This is a genomic window from Thermogemmatispora sp. (assembly GCF_019683755.1).
In the GTDB taxonomy this organism is placed as follows: Bacteria; Chloroflexota; Ktedonobacteria; order Ktedonobacterales; family Ktedonobacteraceae; genus Thermogemmatispora.
In genome coordinates this window covers 1-15,263 of sequence record NZ_JADGHT010000085.1, presented here as the reverse complement: position 1 = coordinate 15,263, position 15,263 = coordinate 1, and the positions used below count along the sequence as shown (strand labels likewise).

The window sequence follows — 15,263 nt, the reverse complement described above, 5'->3', positions numbered from 1 at the left end:
GTATATGTTAGCCTTCCATAGGGCCATGCCGACGCCGGCTTTCATTCACCACCTCTTGATCCTGATCAACTTTGAGCTGTTTATCTATACCTTAAAGGTCGTCTATGCCATCAATGCTCTGACCGACCAGCCAGAGATGTTGCCGCCGGCCATGCGCGAGCCGCTGCAGCCCTCGCCACCAGCTATCTACGTGGACTTCACCGGCCAACCCGGTCCCAGCCAAGAGATGGCCCATGCCTGCGTGCGCCGCGATATTGAAGCCTATCAGAGCTTCCTGCCGGCTAATCTGCTACTGCGCCAACTGCATAGCTATGTTGGGCAGCTTAAGCGCAATCTTCGCCGCCAGGCTCTCATAGAGAGCGAGCTTGGAGGCGAGACCTCTGGCCCGCATTATCTGCAACGCCTCCTACGGCTCAGGAATTTGCCTGCTCTGCAAGCTGATCTTGAGGCCCAGGCTCGCCAGGATATCGATCGGATCTTTGAGGAGAACCGCGATCCAGAAGATCCTACAAGCACGCTGGCGACCAGGCCTCTAGAAGAGCTGCTTGCCAGTGCCGAAAGCGATTTAGGGGGCCTGGTGCGCCTCCTGACCGAGGGCCAGCGCGACGCCACCCAGAATTTTGTGCGCTGGTACTGGAGCAGTGGAGGGCTGACACGTGCAGAAGGGCTGCTTCGAGGGCAGCTAAAATATCGCTCTTCCTGGCAATATGCACCGACCAACGATCTTTTGGCGGTTCTGGTGCAGCTTGCCGCTGCTCGTCTGAGTAACAACAGACATGGTCACAATGGAGAGGAGCAGGCGGGCCTCATGTCTATCCGCCTGCAGGATTTTCTGCGCTTTCTCGATGAGCGTTTTGGCCTGTTGGTTGATCGTCCGCCCTCTCCTTTCGTGGGCGCCGAGTACAGCGCCGCTGCTCAGGAAAATCTGCGCGCCATGCTGCGCCGCCTGCGCCAGATGGGTATCTTCCGCGATCTCTCTGACGACTTTACGGTGCAGCGTCTCCATCCACCTTATGCCGCGACCTCTGTGCTGACCAGCCACTACTAGAAAATGCGTTGCGTCTGGAAAGGGTTTGACCTATGGTGACCGCTTCTCCGCAGAGCGAGCTGAAGATCAGCCTACTTGCTGAGGCACTGTTACAAGAGATTAGAGGAACAAGTGCTGGCCACTGTGCCCGTATTGACTTTCTGGAGTTGGATGACGCCTTGCCTCTCTGCCAGCGGCTACGTGCGAGTGAGCAAGCCGAGCAGGGGACGCTTTTCCACATTCTGACCACAGCGCGAGAGCTTCCTCCGGCTGATCCGCTCTTTATCACGCCTGACCGCGCTATCGAGCTGCGCAATCGCAAAATTGGGCGTTTCTGTCTCTTTATTCCTGCTGACAGCGTCGATGCTACCGCCAGCTCGCTGGCCAATGCCTTCGCCCCTATCGATGGGCGTCGTCTCTACGAGGCAGCCCTCCGAGAGCTGAAGCAGCGCCTTCAGGACATTTCACCCGAGGCCGCCGCCCAGGTCCAGACAGTTTTGAGCCGCCTACGCAACTGGCCTGGCCTCAGCTACGAGCGACGTCTGGATTTCGTGGCCGCCGCCTACACCCACGTATTAGACGGCACAGCAAACGAGATCGGTCTGGAACTCTGGCGCGTCGGCCTTATTAGCGATGCCCGCCCCAATTTCACCGATTTTTTGGATCGCAATCGGCGCCTGACAACTCTGCTGGCGCGGCCCAAGAAGTTCGATGCCACCCTGGTCGAACGAGTAGAGGAGCTGAAGGTCGAGAACCAAACAGCCAGAGAGCTGATGCGCTTCCTACAAGGCAAAGTTCTTAGCGACGTGCATGACTGGTCGCGTGCCCTGGTCGAGAAAGAGCTGACGCTCGACCGCTGGGAATTTATCCAGTATGAAGAGAGCGACCTGCGTGATTTCGAGATCGAGCCTTTCGCCAATGCAGAAGGGGTAGTCGATCGCTTCTGTCACCTGGCTCAGCCCGATGGTGCTGGCGGCGCCCTCTACGCCTACTATGGCAGTAAAGGCGATGTGGTGGTACGCTGGAAATGTAAGCCAGATAAACCGCGTAACCTCGGCGGCTGGCGCGTGGCCATCGTGCCCGAGGAAAGCGAGCCGGGCTTTCGTGATAGCCTCTGGGAACAGGACCTTACCCCCGGGCGGCGCAAGGTCACCATCAGGCTGGAGAAGCTAGGGCTTGATAGCGAGGAGCCGCCCGATTACCCGGTCTGCGTACGTATCGCCCCGCTGGGACCTGATCACAATGAGCTGGTGCGCATCGTCGATGGCAAGGAACAGATCTACTGTAAAGATAGCCTGTCGTTCTACCTGACCCTTGACCCGGCTCACCTGCCGCCGGAGTCGACCACACGCGAAAAGCGCCAGACCGTCCTAACGCTCTCTTTGGGAAGACTCAAAATCGGCAGTGAGATCCGTGAAACGATCCTCGAAGAAAGCCAGCCCCAGTGGCAACAGCGCGAGTGCACCTATTTCAGTGTCCTGGTCAATGGTCGGCAGCGTCTCACGCTGGCTTTGAGCCAGACGCTGCTGCAATTGGAGCGGCGCGTCTTGAAGGAGCCTTCTCAGGGAGGTTGCTTTATCCTGGAGCTTGATGAGCTACGCCCTGTCGACGAGACAGCTATTCAACCATTCCGACTCACTCCTGGGGAAGGTGAAAAATGGCAACATTTCTGGCGCCAACGCGAACTGTTCTTCCGGCGCCTGCGCCAGTCAGAAGCGCGCGATGTCATCGAGGTAGCCGACTGGAACAGCGGCCCCGAGCTGGCCGACGCCGCCGTCCGCTACGCCCAGGCTTATCATGAGTTGCTCCAGTACCTGCGCGAGAGCGGTGCAGATTACTATGAAATCAAGCAGGCGCTTTCTGTCGATAGCCTGCTGATCCGCTTGTCCAACCAGCAGCAGCACGCTGAAGAAGCGCTAGTCATTCTCCCTACTCATCCCTTGCGCGCCGCCTGGTTCGCCGGCTATACACGCTTGCTCTCCTTCTGGGAGGAGCAACTGCTAGAGCAGCAGAAGAAGCAGCGCAAGCACAAGATCGACGTGGAGGCGCTACACCAGCTCGTTCCGGCCAATGTCCCACCTTTCTCTTACCACGCTGCTACATCGACTGTTTTTCTCTTCTTCCAGAATTTGCTTTTCTTCTACGGAGTGGCGCTCCCAGCGGATGCTGCCGACCCTCACCGGCGTTACAGAGATGTCGCCACAGTACTCAAAGCCAGCCCAGCACAGACGGACCCCGGCGATATCCGGCCCGAGCGCCTGGCTGAGCATCTCAAGCTTTTCCAGGCCCTTCATCCTTACGCTAATCCGCTGGTCCTGACCCTGGTGAACCCGGATCGCGGCGCCCTACTGGGCGAGGCCCTGAAAGGGTTGGCTTCTGCGCAACCCGACGAGGAGGAGACAGAGCTGCCCGCCGGCACATTGCCGCTACTCCAGATTACATCGTACAGCGAAAGCTGGCAGAGCGGCACCTTACAGGCGCTCGTCCAGGCGTTGCAGCAGAATGGTAACCGCTTCTTCCAGAGTCTCAATCAGCAGACAGACCATTTCCTGCCGGCTCTGGCAACTACCGTCCGTCCCATTCGCCTTTTACAAGAAGAGGAGCAAGAGCCAGGTGAGGCTCACCTTGCTATCGTGAGTGATCTGATGCGCCCGCGCGTGGTCGCCGTGCCAATGCAAGGTACGCTCTCTTTGAGCAGTGAGATGGGAAGCTTCTCACTCTATGGACTGCTTGCGCGCTTTATCCCTCAATTCAGCCCGGAGAACGATGCCTTGCTCTGGCGCTATCAGCTTAACACGTTCGGCGGCAGACCGCTCCCTCATCCAGAGGGGCCACGCTACAGCGAGACGCTGATCAATCTGCACATGGCGCTGCTAAAAGCTGGTGGCTACTTACTCAGTGGTAAAGATGAGACTCAGCCCGCCTTGCAGGTTGCACTAACAGCAGAACGCCGCGCCTTGTTAGATAAACTGCACCAGCGTACGAATTGGGTCATTACCCTGGACCGCTTCTTTACGCTGGACTACTATGACTCGCCTTACCTGCCCGGCCTGGAAGAGATGGCCCGTAAGTATGTGCTCGACTACCTGCCCGAATTCACTGAGGGATTGGGTCACCGGATGATGGTCACCACCTCTTGGCATGAGGAAATCAGCTCGATGCTCGCCCAGGCGATGGAAGAGCTGGGTCTCTCTCGCGTTGAAGAGAGCGTCAGCTACCTGCTCCGCTACCTGAAGGTTATCTCTGGACGCCTGGCCCTGGAGGCCCTGGAGTCACCAACCAGCGCCGCTGCTGCTGTGGGCCTCGGTGTGGTCGCAGCCTGGCTTCACCGTCAGAATCGCCTCAAGCAGGCAGTCTTGCTACCTGTCGACCTTTACCCGCGCATCTTCTCTCTGAGCGGCACCGAGCAGCCGGCTCAGGGCGAGCGTCGCTGTGACCTGGCGCTCATAGCCTTGAAGCGCAACATCGTGGAAGCAACCTTTATTGAGGTCAAGTGGCGGCGCGGTACCGTCCCCCTTGAGCGCCTGGCCGCTGATATGGCCTTGCAGATGCAGGCCACTGCCGCGACGCTGCGTCAGCGCTTCTTCGATCCCCAGCAGCTCGATGGAGCGCTGCAGCGCGCCTACCTTGCCAACGTGCTACGCTTCTCCTTCGAGCGCTCTCGCCGCTACCAGCTCTTCGATCCGGAAGCAGAGACCACCTTCCTGGAAAACCTGGCCCGCTTCGAAAAAGAAGAGCTGAACTTTCGCCCCAGCTACGAAGCCTATATCGTCAGCCTCGATAGCGAGCCTCGCAAGCCCTTCATCGTCGAAGGCGCACGCATCCATGTGCTGACCGCCAGTGACTTCCAGCATCTGCCCGAGCTTTTGCAGACAGCCGCCTCCGCTGATCAGGAAGAGGAAGCTTTTCCGGAGACAGGAATAGAGCCGACGGTCGCTGAATCTCGAGAAGATAGAGAGCTGACACTAGCCGCTCCTTCTGGCAGCATAGCAGCAGTCCAGCTAGCGCCTCAGCTTAGCTCTACGATGGCGGGTCTGCGACCTGAGCTTGAGAAGCAGCTAGAGCGCATTGGAACAGAAGAGGCAGAGGGCACGCTGCTGATTCGGGGGGACCAGAAAGAGGGTCAGGCCAGACCTTCAGGCTCCATGCCTCTTCGGGTGCTGCTGGGACAGGCAGACAGTGGCCCAGTCTATTGGACCCCCGGCATAGCGGGTAGCCCTCATCTCTTTATTCTAGGCATGCCTGGCCAGGGGAAGTCGTGGATGATTGAACATATTCTGTGCGCCTTGGGCCAGCAGGGTGTACCGGCTCTGGTGCTGGACTTCCACGGCCAGTTCGCCGATCCCCAGGGGCGATACTACCGGAGCATTCATCCCACTGTCCTTGATGCGACCAGGGGTCTACCATTCAACCCCTTCGAGTGCGCTATTTCCGGTACGGGCTGGCGCACCAATGCCCTGGCAATTTCAGAAATCTTTGCCCAAGTCGCTGGCCTGGGAGACATGCAGCGCAATGCGGTTTTCACCGCTATCCTCAAAGCCTACCAGGCCCACGGCTTTGAAGATGAACTGAGCGAAGAGGAGCAGAGCGAACTGTCCTATCCAACAATTGACGAGATCTTTCGACGCATCCAACAGGAGGAGCAAAAGCGCCATGCTTCCAATGTTACTGCACGGTGTGAGCCTCTGCTCCAAATGAACCTCTTCCATCCTGTAGAGCCCCCCGTCAATCTGCGCACCCTTATCGGGCAAGGACTGGTTATCGACCTGCATACGCTCTACGTTGAGCGGCTCCAATTAAGTGCCGGCGCCTTCGTTCTGCACAAAATCTATAAGGACATGTTCCAGTGGGGGCCAGCCGAGCGGCTGCGCCTTGCCATTGTCCTTGACGAGGCCCACCGTCTCGCCAAAGACAAAACGCTTCCCAGACTGATGAAGGAGGGGCGCAAGTTTGGCATCGCTGTTATCGTCGCCAGCCAGAGTCTCAGCGACTTCCATGCTGAGGTCCTTAACAATGCTGGAACGCGTATCATCTTTCGTCTGAACTACCCCGAGTCGCGCAAGGTCGTGGGTCTGATTCGGACCGGCCAGAGCCACCAGGCCCTCGCTGAGAGTGTCGAGCAGCTCTCGGTCGGCACGGCCTACATCCAGACTCCCGCCATGCTACAGGCCCTGAAGGTCCGTTTGGGAGCAAGTCCCTCCTCGCAGGGCCAGCGAGGATAGCCAGAAGCGACAGGCGGAGACTACCAGCTCGCTGGCAGCAGTCTAGAGCGACTGCCTTGCCAGCGCCTGACAGCCTCCGCCTGCTCTTTGATCCCTCCCCAGCCTTTTTGCCTTGCGTCACCAGTCAGCGCCCCCTCTCTGCCAACCGGCGAGCACGTCCACTCACAATGGTCGGCGTACTACAGTGGAGCCGATTCCCAGGCGCCAGCCTGTATAAGCATCAATCACGATCTCCTCTAGGGCACTGCGGTCAAGCCCACTAAACTGCTCAGGCTCCGCCTGGATCTGCTGCAAATCGGCTCGCACGAAGAGGCTGTTGGTCAAGATTGCTCCGGTCAGACGTGCCTGCTGCAGATTGGCCCCTCGACAATCGGTGGCATAAAGATAGGCGTTAGAAAGATCTGCTCCCTTGAGCAAGGCCTCAACGAGCAAGGCCCGACTGAGGTCACAGCCACTTAAATCAGCCCGCGAGAGATTCGCCCGGGAGCAGTCGACCTTGCTGAGATCGGCATTTCTCAGCACGGCCTGGAAGAGATAAGCGCGGTTCAAACTAGCCCCGCGGAGATTGATCTCGTGCAGGGCCGCATCGACCAGATTGGCACCGTAGAGCGAGGCGCCACAGGCATAAGCTCCATTGAGGTTGGCCTTGCTCAGGACAGCCAGATTGAGCCGGGCTCCGCTCAGATTGGCTCCGCTCAAGTTAGCTTCACGCAGATGAGCCCCTACCAGATTGGCCCCACTCAGATCGGCCCGACTTAAATCGGCCTCATCCAAGACTGCTCCGCTCAGATCGGCTCCGCTCAGATCGGCTCCAGCCAGATTGGCGCGGCTCAGATTGGCCATGCTCAGATGAGCCTGGCTTAAATCACAGCGCCGAAGATCAACAGCGATAAGACCGGCCTCTACCAGCATCGCCCCATGAAGATCAGCTCCACGGAGATCGACCCCTCCTAGCTCGGTTGAGCGGAGATCAGCCTCACGTAGCGAAGCTCCCAGCAGATTGGCCCCGATCAGGTTGACGCCGATCATGAAAGCCTTGCTCAGATTGGCGCGGCTCAGATTGGCATGGCTGAGATCGGCCTTGCGGAGATAGGCCCCACAGAGATAGGCCCCGCTCAGATTTGATTCTGAGAGATTCGCTCCGCGGAGATTACCGCCACTCAAATCGACCTTCTGCAAATCGAGCCGGCTTAGATCGGCTCCATCAAGCATAGGGACACGCTCTTGCCGATAAGCTTCGACAATTTCCACCAAAGCCTCTTCTCGCCCGAGTCCCCCTAACTGCTGCTCAATCTCAAGCATACTGCCTACAATCCTTTCCTCTGAATGATGCCACGCTGCTCCAGATCACTCAGTAGCTGATGCACCACCTGTGGTTCCTTCCCCATCAGCTGAGCCAGATCAAGCACACGGCGCCGACCATCAATCAGCAGAAAGAGCTGGCGATGGGCCCGCGAGAGGCGATGCTGTTCAATCAGCGACAGTGCTTGCTGGAAGGGCAGCAATGGACAAGGTACAGCATAGTAGGAAGCATCGGACGTACGAGCTTCCTGGAGACGTCCACCAGCAGCTACCCCCGGCTGAGAGCCGCGAGCAATAGCGGACGGCGGTCCCTGCGAGGAGGCTGGCGTCGTTGGGCGTGGCGGCTGGGTAACCCCCGCCGCCAGCCAGGCCAGTAATTGCTTGGTAGCCTCGTCGAGCACTGCAGGTGAAAAACTATAGCGACACCTCCCCCAGGTACTCAGCCAATTAAGCGCAGCATGATCCTTGCGACGACCAGCATTGGCCTGGGTCACTTGACCCTTTACAAAGGTGATGACTCCCTCCTCGAAGAGTTCGCCCGTTCCGCGCCAGACCGTCAGTGTGCCACTGCCTCGTGCAAGCTGGATCAGCTGAATAATAGTCACCAGGTGATCCGTCACGCCTTCCTGCTCTGACATAAGCCTGCTCCCCAGAGAAACCAGCCATAACCGTCACACCCCAGATCAAGAAGACCTCCTTGTCCAAGAGCGTACGAGCCTGGATAGCGCCCCTTCTAGCGGCCCCAAACCATCCGGACGAGAAGAAAGGGGAAGCGATACCCATATCTGTCTGCTAAGCAATCCCAAGCGGAGCAAGCGGCTCCTATCCGACTCGCCGGCATTTCCGCTGACACGCGTGGATCAAGGAAGACTCGGTCCGCTCCTAGCGCTTGGCTACACGCTCGTCCTCTAGAGAGAACGCTTTGGCAGGAGCAGTTTGACGGAGTTGCTGCGCCTGCTGGAGGAGCCGCTCCTCTGAGAAGCCAGTCACTGGACGGATCGCATAATCAGTCGGGTTGGTGCTGTCCTGGCCACGCGGGAGGCCAAATAGATCAAACAGGGGCGTGAGAGCACAGCACAGAACCAGATTGAGTATAAGCCCGGCCAGCGCAGCGTAGACATGAAGAGAGAGACCTCCCCATTCGAGCGGGTAGACCGTAGAAAAATTCTGGGTTAGGACCATCCAGGTGCCAAGAATCATGCCTCCTGCCCAGCCGCAGATGAGGGCCAGATGGTGGAACCAGCGCGTATAAAGACCTAGAAGTACCGCAGGCATAATCTGGATGATCCATACATTAGCGAAGAGCTGCAGATTGATGGCGAAGTCAGTCGGGAAAAAGAGGATAAACAGCAGCGCTCCAAACTTAATGACTAGGGAGGCCGTCTTGGCAACTGCTGATTCCTCCCGCTCGGTGCAGTTGGGATGGAAATATTCCCGATAAATGTTGCGCGTGAAGAGATTCGCCGCGGCAATGGACATGACTCCTGCCGGAACCAAGGCCCCGATTGAGATGGCGGCAAAGGCAAAGCCGGCCAGCCAGGGAGGCAACATAGCGGCAAAAAGCGCTGGCAACGCACTATTTGTCTTATAGAGCGGAGACGGTTTGATACCGGCAGCAATGGCCATAAAACCAAAGAGGCCAATGAGCGACTGCAGGAAGGTGTAAGCCAATAGGAAAGGTAGCGTTCTCTTCAAGGTACGGCGACTATTCGCGCTCAACATTGCGGTAAATGCATGCGGATAGAGAAAGAGCGCAATCGCGGAGCCAAGAATCAGGGTTGAAAAGGCGCTGTACTGCTTGGGAGAGAGGGTCAGCTTGCTGGCCGGAACGGCAGAGAAGATGTGCGCTAGGCCTCCCAGGCGCAGAGAGATGATCACAAAACTCACAATGGCGACCAGCCAGATAGAGAGATCTTTGAAGATAGCGATGAGAGCCGGACCACGCAAACCGCTGATATAGGTGTAGAGGGCCAGGATCAGGAAGGCGATGAAGAGGGCCAGCTCGACATTGATCCCCATCTGGGCAATACAGACCTGGATGCCGTAGATCTGTATGGCAATATAGGGCATGGTAGCCATGATGCCGGTGATAGCTACCACGAGCGCTAGCGCACTGCTCCCGAAACGCTCGCGCACAAAGTCAGCTTGCGTAACATAGCCACGATGGCGCGCAATGACCCAGAAGCGAGGCATCATGAGCAGGGCAAAAACGAAGGCTAACGTCAGATAGGGCGAGGCAAAGAAGCCCTGTGCCCCCTGCGCATAGACCAGGGCCGGCACTGCCATGAAGGTGTAGGCTGTGTAAAGATCACCTCCAATGAGGAACCAGGAGACTACCGGTCCAAAGCGCCTTCCCGCCAGCGCCCACTCCTGGAGCCTGTTGAGATCACCTGGCCGCCAGCGCGAAGCCCATAGACCCATGATTGTCATTACGATGAAAACGCCTACAAAGACCGCCAGCATTCCCCATTGAATCATATGTCTCTTCTCCTATGGCACAAGTCTGTTAGGAAAATACGCTCTCACAACGCTGTGTATGCCAATTGAGGCTGACCCGCTCCTTCTGCTCTCTTGCCTGAAGAGCTATCCAACTGCCGTGCTTCATTTCATTAACTGTAGCTTGTGTACCGTGTATCCAGGTAATTCGATCTGTTTCACTGTCCTTCTGCCTGGTTCTTTTTTGTTCGCTTGTATCCTCTTCGATAAGTGTCAGTATAGCACTACATCAAAATACGATGCGGGAGTCTAGCCTTTTTTTCCTAATTCAGACAAAGTAAAGCCGCTTGAGCCTCTCCCGTGAGGCTATACTAAGTCCTGGCGGCAGTTTGGTCTTGGCTCTTGCAAGGCCTGTTAAGCCAAGGCCTGTTAAGCCACAATCATCTGAGAGCGTGCATGGCGATGCAACCCAAGGAATCAGTCGAAAGACGAGGGCGTTTCTGGCCCTTCACACTCTTGCTCATTCCTTTTCTCACTGCTGTTTGCCCGGCCTTCTACAACCAGGTGGAACCGACGCTGTTCGGGGTTCCCTTTTTCTATTGGTTTCAGATGCTTTGGATCATCGTCACAGCGACTATTGTGGGTCTGGTGGCTTTGTTAAGCGAGTGATCTCGCAAAAGCTTGTTTTAGGCGGCAGCTCTTTTCGGCCTTTACTGCTGGCGTTGGGCTGGCTTTATAGGTTTCGATGATGCACAATGCCAGCAGGTTCTTGGTTTCTCGTTTGTAGAAGGTCGTTCTTTGCCTCCTCGTCAGACCGCTCGCCTGGAGCCTCTTCCAGGCTGTTGACTCTCCGCCAGCAGCCTCTACCTCCCACCAGGCCGGTGCCGCTGCGCTTGCGCGATAGCCAGTGATGTGGTATCACTTCCCTATGATGCGGCTCCACAGGATGCCTGCCATAGGCCTTGTTGACGACGACAATTCAGCACGCTTCATTTGGCTGCCTGCCCTGGATGGGCAAGGTTTGTCAACCCTTATCCACGAAAATATCTTTTCTCAAATTTTAACTGTGTAATCTCTTCTAGCATTTTATGCGAGACTAGTATGCGTCGAAGCCTGTGATAGCCTTTCCTCTTCGTCGTTCTGAGCTGTCTTCTCATAAGTTAGCTTGAACAAGTATGGAGCAAGTGATGATAGAAGAACAAGATGAGAATAAGACGCAGCCGCGTCCGGTGCCAGCTTCAGCGGCTGGGTCTTCTGAGATTCCCAGTCAGGCAGAGTCAGACCGAGATGAGAGCGCTGCTGAGGTGACAGCGATGAGAGATACTGACACTGCGGCTGGCAGCGCTCTTCCTCAGCTTGAGGAGAAGACTGCTGGTCAGGCTGGGGTCTCCGCCGCTGGTAGAGCGACTTCGACCGCCGTTTCGCCCCTGACGGGGCTTACTTACGTCAGCGTGGAGGAACTGCTTGATCTACAAATTGTCTCCGACCCCCAGCTCTCGCCCGATGGCTCTCTCATCGCCTTCACCCTTCAATGGAACGATCGCAACAGCCAGAGCAGTAGAAGCGCTATCTGGGTGGTTCCTAGCCGTAAAGAGGCAGCCGGTGGAGCGCGCCAAGTGACTGCCGGTGACCAGCAGGATTTCGCTCCTCGCTGGTCACCCCAAGGTGATTTTTTAGCCTTCCTGAGTACCCGCAATGGTGGTCAGCCGCAGCTCTTCTTGCTCCCCCTTCAAGGAGGCGAGGCTCGTCAATTGACTCATTTGCCGAACGGGGTCAGTGAGTATAGTTGGCGTCCAGATGGTCAGGCGCTGCTTGTGCATAGCCCCTGGAAGCCCAGCGATGATCAGTCCGGAGAACCAGCAGATGAGGAGACAGCACTTGTTTATACACGTCTTGACGAGCATTGGGACGGCGTAGGGCACTGGCACGGGAGGCGAATACAGCTCTGGTTCGTGCCTCTCGAAGGGGAGGCGATGCGCCTGACCGCTGAGCCGGTGCATCTGGTGCAGTCATGCTGGTCGCCCGATGGTAGTGAGGTTGCTTTCTGCGCCAATCGGCGTCAGCAGCCTGATCTCAGCACGAGCATGGCCCTCTGGGTGCTCACCTTAGCTACAGGCCATCTCCGTCGCTTGACTCCTGAGGAAGGCTTGGCCCAAATGCCTGCCTGGTCGCCCGACGGTCGCTATCTGGCCTACTACTATGCTCCTGACCAAAGTGAGACCTGTAATATTACGCCGTGGGTCGTGGCCGCTGATGGGAGTGAGGCGCCTCGTCCGGTCTTTCCTGCCCAGGCAGACTATACGTGTCAGGCGACGATCATTGATGAGCTGCGTCCTACTAATGAGTGGCTCGCTCGTCCACAATGGTACCCTGACAGCCGTCATCTCTTGGTGACAATCCACGAGCGGGGTCAGGTTCACCTCTACCGTATTGACAGCGAGTCCCAGCAGATGACGCCTTTGACTGGCAGCAGTGGGCGCTATCTGAGTCCTCATCTCGCGCGGGATGGCTCGCTCATCGCAGTCGTGCGCGCCGATTGGTTTACGCCGGGCGATATCTGGTCCTTACGCGGTGATGGCTCGCAGCTTCAGCGTCTGACAGGTGTCAATGAGCGTTTTCTGCGCAGCCATCAGCTGATTCGGCCCCGCCGCTTAACGTGGCAGGCCTCTGACGGACTGATGATCGAGGGCTGGCTCTATCTACCGCCACTGGCTACTGGCCAACAGGCTCCTTTGATTCTGGCTGTTCATGGAGGACCAAGCTGTGCCTGGGGTGATGCCTACGTCCATGAGTTTCAGGTACTGGCCGGCCAGGGCTTTGCGGTGCTGGCTGCCAATCCTCGCGGCAGTGATGGCTACGGTGAGGACTTTCGCCGCCGTATTCTGAACGATTGGGGCGGCGAGGACCTGCGTGATCTGCTGGCAGGGCTGGATTATGTGATCAGTAGCGCTCCCATCGATGGGAAGCGCCTGGGGATTACTGGCCTGAGCTATGGAGGCTATATGACTACCTGGGCGATTACGCAGACGACACGCTTTAAGGCTGCGGTTAGCCGCAATCCGGTGACGTACCTCCCAGTCTGTCGCCTGCTTTCAGACCAGGCCCTCTGGTTTGATCTGGCGATGAGCGGCGCCGGCGAGGAGCGCTTATATGAGCGCTCACCTCTGACCTTTGCAGACCGCATTACGACCCCCCTCCTGCTTCTGCATGCCGGTGATGATTTGCGCTGCCCTTTTAGCGAATCACTGCAACTGTTCACCGCTTTGCGCAAACGCCGCCAGATCGTTGAGCTAGTACGCTACCCTGCTACGAGCCATACCATGGATTGGCCCACAGTTGGTACACCAGCCCAACGCTGCGATCGACTCCGCCGTACAGTGGAATGGTTTCAACGTTTCCTGCTACAAGAGGAGTAGAGAGATTCCTCCATGAGTCAGCGGGAAGGGTAAAACTTTTTAAGGCAAGGCCAGCGGCGAGAGGGGATAAGTCTTCCCCTCTCGGTGCCTTATAGAGTGTTGCCCACGGGGGCGCGTAGCTCAGCTCTGCCAGGCGGTAGCCGCTACCAGGTCGGTGGCTTAGCGGCCTGGTAAAAAGATGAGTACCATACAGATCAGGGCGGCAATTACCAGGAGCAGGCAGTAGAGACCCGCCAGAAGGCGCGAGAGAGTTTGTGCACTGGGACTCCAGCTCACACTACGCCAGGCTGTTCCTCCAGCCACAAGGACAATGCCCACCAGGAGCAGGAAGGCTAGAGCGCGCCCCTCGATGGTTTCGACTGTGTTACCAGTCAAGAGGACCAGCGGGGTCGTTACCGCTGAGAAGAGTAGGATACCTGCGACAATATCGAGGGCCGCCATACCTAGAAAGCCGGCTTCGTCAACGCGATAGTAGCGCAGCCGCCTGGTAGCTCTGACAAGGGTCACTAAGGCGCCGATGTAGACAAGCAGGCCAAGTAGAATAAACAGGAAAATAGACATATCTCACACTAAATCACAAAGAGATTTTTCCTCTGAGATATCCTTCGCCACAAGCATGTTCTGTTCGTATGGAGGCTAAACCTCAATCACTAGAGTAGACGCGCGAGCAACGGCCAGGGTTTCTGTTAGCCCTCTTTTCCTCAGTTGCTTGCTGGCTCCAGTCGGCGTGATCCCACTATATGACTCTGGCATGAGCTGCCAGACCTGCGGATTGCCTGAGCTTTTAGCGATCGCGAGGCCTCAGTAGTAACTCTTCTCTCTGGGAGAAGACTTTGAGAAGCGTAGCAGCGCCTTAAGTACTGGCAGTGACATAGAGGGCACTGGCGACGGACGAGGAGGCCACCAGCGCTTGCGAAAGCCCAGCGTAATCAGAGCGTCCTTTCTAGGCACCAGCCAAAAAAAAGCAAGGGGAACCGGTCAGCCGCTCACTACCAGCAAGGCAGCAGATCGCCAGGGCTGACCGGTTCCTTCTCCCTACTAGGCGTAGGCGCCTTGTCAGGGTCTGATCTTCTCTCAGGCACCCGCTGGCACCAGAATGCCGCGCCCGTGCAGGCGCCCGCTCTCCAGGTCGTGAATGGCGTCCAGGGCCGCTTCTAAGGGATAAACTGCCGTATGTAGTCGGACCTTTCCCTGTGCAGTCAGGGCCATCAGCTCAACCAGGTCATTATAGGTTCCGACCAGGTTGCCGATAAAGTTGATCTCGGTCGAGATAATGTCGATGGTCGGCACGACCAGGCGGCCACCGTAGCCGATGACATAGTAGTAGCCGGCGCGGCGCAGCATAGCAATCCCGCTTTCCAAAGCGCCGCCCTCACCCACGAAATCTAGAATCACCTCGGCGCCCTGGCCCTCGGTTATCTCTCGCACCTTGCTCACCTCACTGCCATCGGCCAGCACCGTATGATCGGCACCCCAGCCGCGTGCCAGCTCCAGCGCCTCCGCCGACTTATCGACAACAATTACTTCAGCAGGGGTCAGAGCTTTCAGGCACTGGACGCCGATATGGCCCAGTCCACCGGCCCCGATGACCACCGCTTTGGTGCCAGGATAGAGCACAGGCACAGCCTTCTTGACAGCATGGTAGGCCGTCAGGCCGGCATCGGCCAAAGCTGCGATGTCCTTGGGAGCCAACGAGGGATCAAGTTTGACCACGGCGCGCGCCGTTGTTTTGAGAAAAGCCGCCATCCCCCCATCAGTCGAAATTCCCGGGAAGGCTGAGTTAGCACAGTGCATATCGTTCCCAGCTCGACATGCTCGGCAGAAACCACAGGTGATGAGCGGATGCACAATGACCGTGTC

At 57.4% G+C, this 15,263-nt stretch carries 8 protein-coding genes and 1 pseudogene; 4 read left to right on the top strand and 5 right to left on the bottom strand.

Features of this window, described 5'->3' with window-relative positions:
- Together IRZ24_RS08060 and IRZ24_RS08055 are read left to right on the top strand one after the other, a co-directional pair.
- A pseudogene (locus IRZ24_RS08060) lies at positions 1–1,048 on the top strand (hypothetical protein); the annotation flags it as partial.
- Positions 1,049–1,080: 32 nt separating this feature from the next.
- Positions 1,081–6,249, top strand: a complete 5,169-nt coding sequence (locus IRZ24_RS08055; RefSeq protein WP_297162257.1) for a DUF87 domain-containing protein — start codon at positions 1,081–1,083, stop codon at positions 6,247–6,249.
- Between the two features lie 162 nt (positions 6,250–6,411).
- Here IRZ24_RS08055 and IRZ24_RS08050 read toward each other — a convergent pair whose 3' ends face one another.
- The 3 genes from IRZ24_RS08050 to IRZ24_RS08040 form a co-directional block, all read right to left on the bottom strand.
- Positions 6,412–7,551 carry a pentapeptide repeat-containing protein gene (locus tag IRZ24_RS08050; protein WP_297162254.1) on the bottom strand — a complete coding sequence of 380 codons (1,140 nt, stop codon included), beginning with the start codon at positions 7,549–7,551 and terminating at the stop codon, positions 6,412–6,414.
- Between the two features lie 5 nt (positions 7,552–7,556).
- The gene (locus tag IRZ24_RS08045) at positions 7,557–8,189 is read right to left on the bottom strand and encodes a DUF4388 domain-containing protein (protein WP_297162252.1); all 633 of its coding nucleotides are present in this window, start codon (positions 8,187–8,189) and stop codon (positions 7,557–7,559) included.
- 244 nt (positions 8,190–8,433) lie between these two features.
- On the bottom strand, positions 8,434–10,029 hold the full coding sequence (locus IRZ24_RS08040) for a sodium:solute symporter (RefSeq protein WP_297162250.1): 1,596 nt from the start codon (positions 10,027–10,029) through the stop codon (positions 8,434–8,436).
- Between the two features lie 414 nt (positions 10,030–10,443).
- Here IRZ24_RS08040 and IRZ24_RS08035 point away from each other — a divergent pair, with 414 nt between their 5' ends.
- Positions 10,444–10,656, top strand: coding sequence for a DUF3311 domain-containing protein (locus tag IRZ24_RS08035; RefSeq protein ID WP_297162247.1), 213 nt, complete (start codon positions 10,444–10,446; stop codon positions 10,654–10,656).
- Positions 10,657–11,300: 644 nt separating this feature from the next.
- Positions 11,301–13,403 (top strand): S9 family peptidase, encoded by a 2,103-nt coding sequence (locus IRZ24_RS08030; protein WP_297162245.1) that lies wholly within the window; start codon positions 11,301–11,303, stop codon positions 13,401–13,403.
- A 159-nt stretch (positions 13,404–13,562) separates the two neighbouring features.
- Here IRZ24_RS08030 and IRZ24_RS08025 read toward each other — a convergent pair whose 3' ends face one another.
- Both IRZ24_RS08025 and IRZ24_RS08020 read right to left on the bottom strand, forming a co-directional pair.
- A complete protein-coding gene (locus IRZ24_RS08025; protein WP_297162242.1) occupies positions 13,563–13,964 on the bottom strand; it encodes a hypothetical protein in 402 nt (133 codons plus the stop codon).
- Positions 13,965–14,477: 513 nt separating this feature from the next.
- Positions 14,478–15,263: zinc-binding dehydrogenase (locus tag IRZ24_RS08020; protein ID WP_297162239.1), on the bottom strand; the 786-nt coding region annotated here is incomplete at its 5' end.

Coding starts and splice junctions, on each gene's coding strand:
- IRZ24_RS08055 (WP_297162257.1), top strand. CDS start 1,081: ATGGTGACCGCTTCTCCGCAGAGCGAGCTGAAGATCAGCCTACTTGCT.
- IRZ24_RS08050 (WP_297162254.1), bottom strand. CDS start 7,551: ATGCTTGAGATTGAGCAGCAGTTAGGGGGACTCGGGCGAGAAGAGGCT.
- IRZ24_RS08045 (WP_297162252.1), bottom strand. CDS start 8,189: ATGTCAGAGCAGGAAGGCGTGACGGATCACCTGGTGACTATTATTCAG.
- IRZ24_RS08040 (WP_297162250.1), bottom strand. CDS start 10,029: ATGATTCAATGGGGAATGCTGGCGGTCTTTGTAGGCGTTTTCATCGTA.
- IRZ24_RS08035 (WP_297162247.1), top strand. CDS start 10,444: ATGGCGATGCAACCCAAGGAATCAGTCGAAAGACGAGGGCGTTTCTGG.
- IRZ24_RS08030 (WP_297162245.1), top strand. CDS start 11,301: ATGAGAGATACTGACACTGCGGCTGGCAGCGCTCTTCCTCAGCTTGAG.
- IRZ24_RS08025 (WP_297162242.1), bottom strand. CDS start 13,964: ATGTCTATTTTCCTGTTTATTCTACTTGGCCTGCTTGTCTACATCGGC.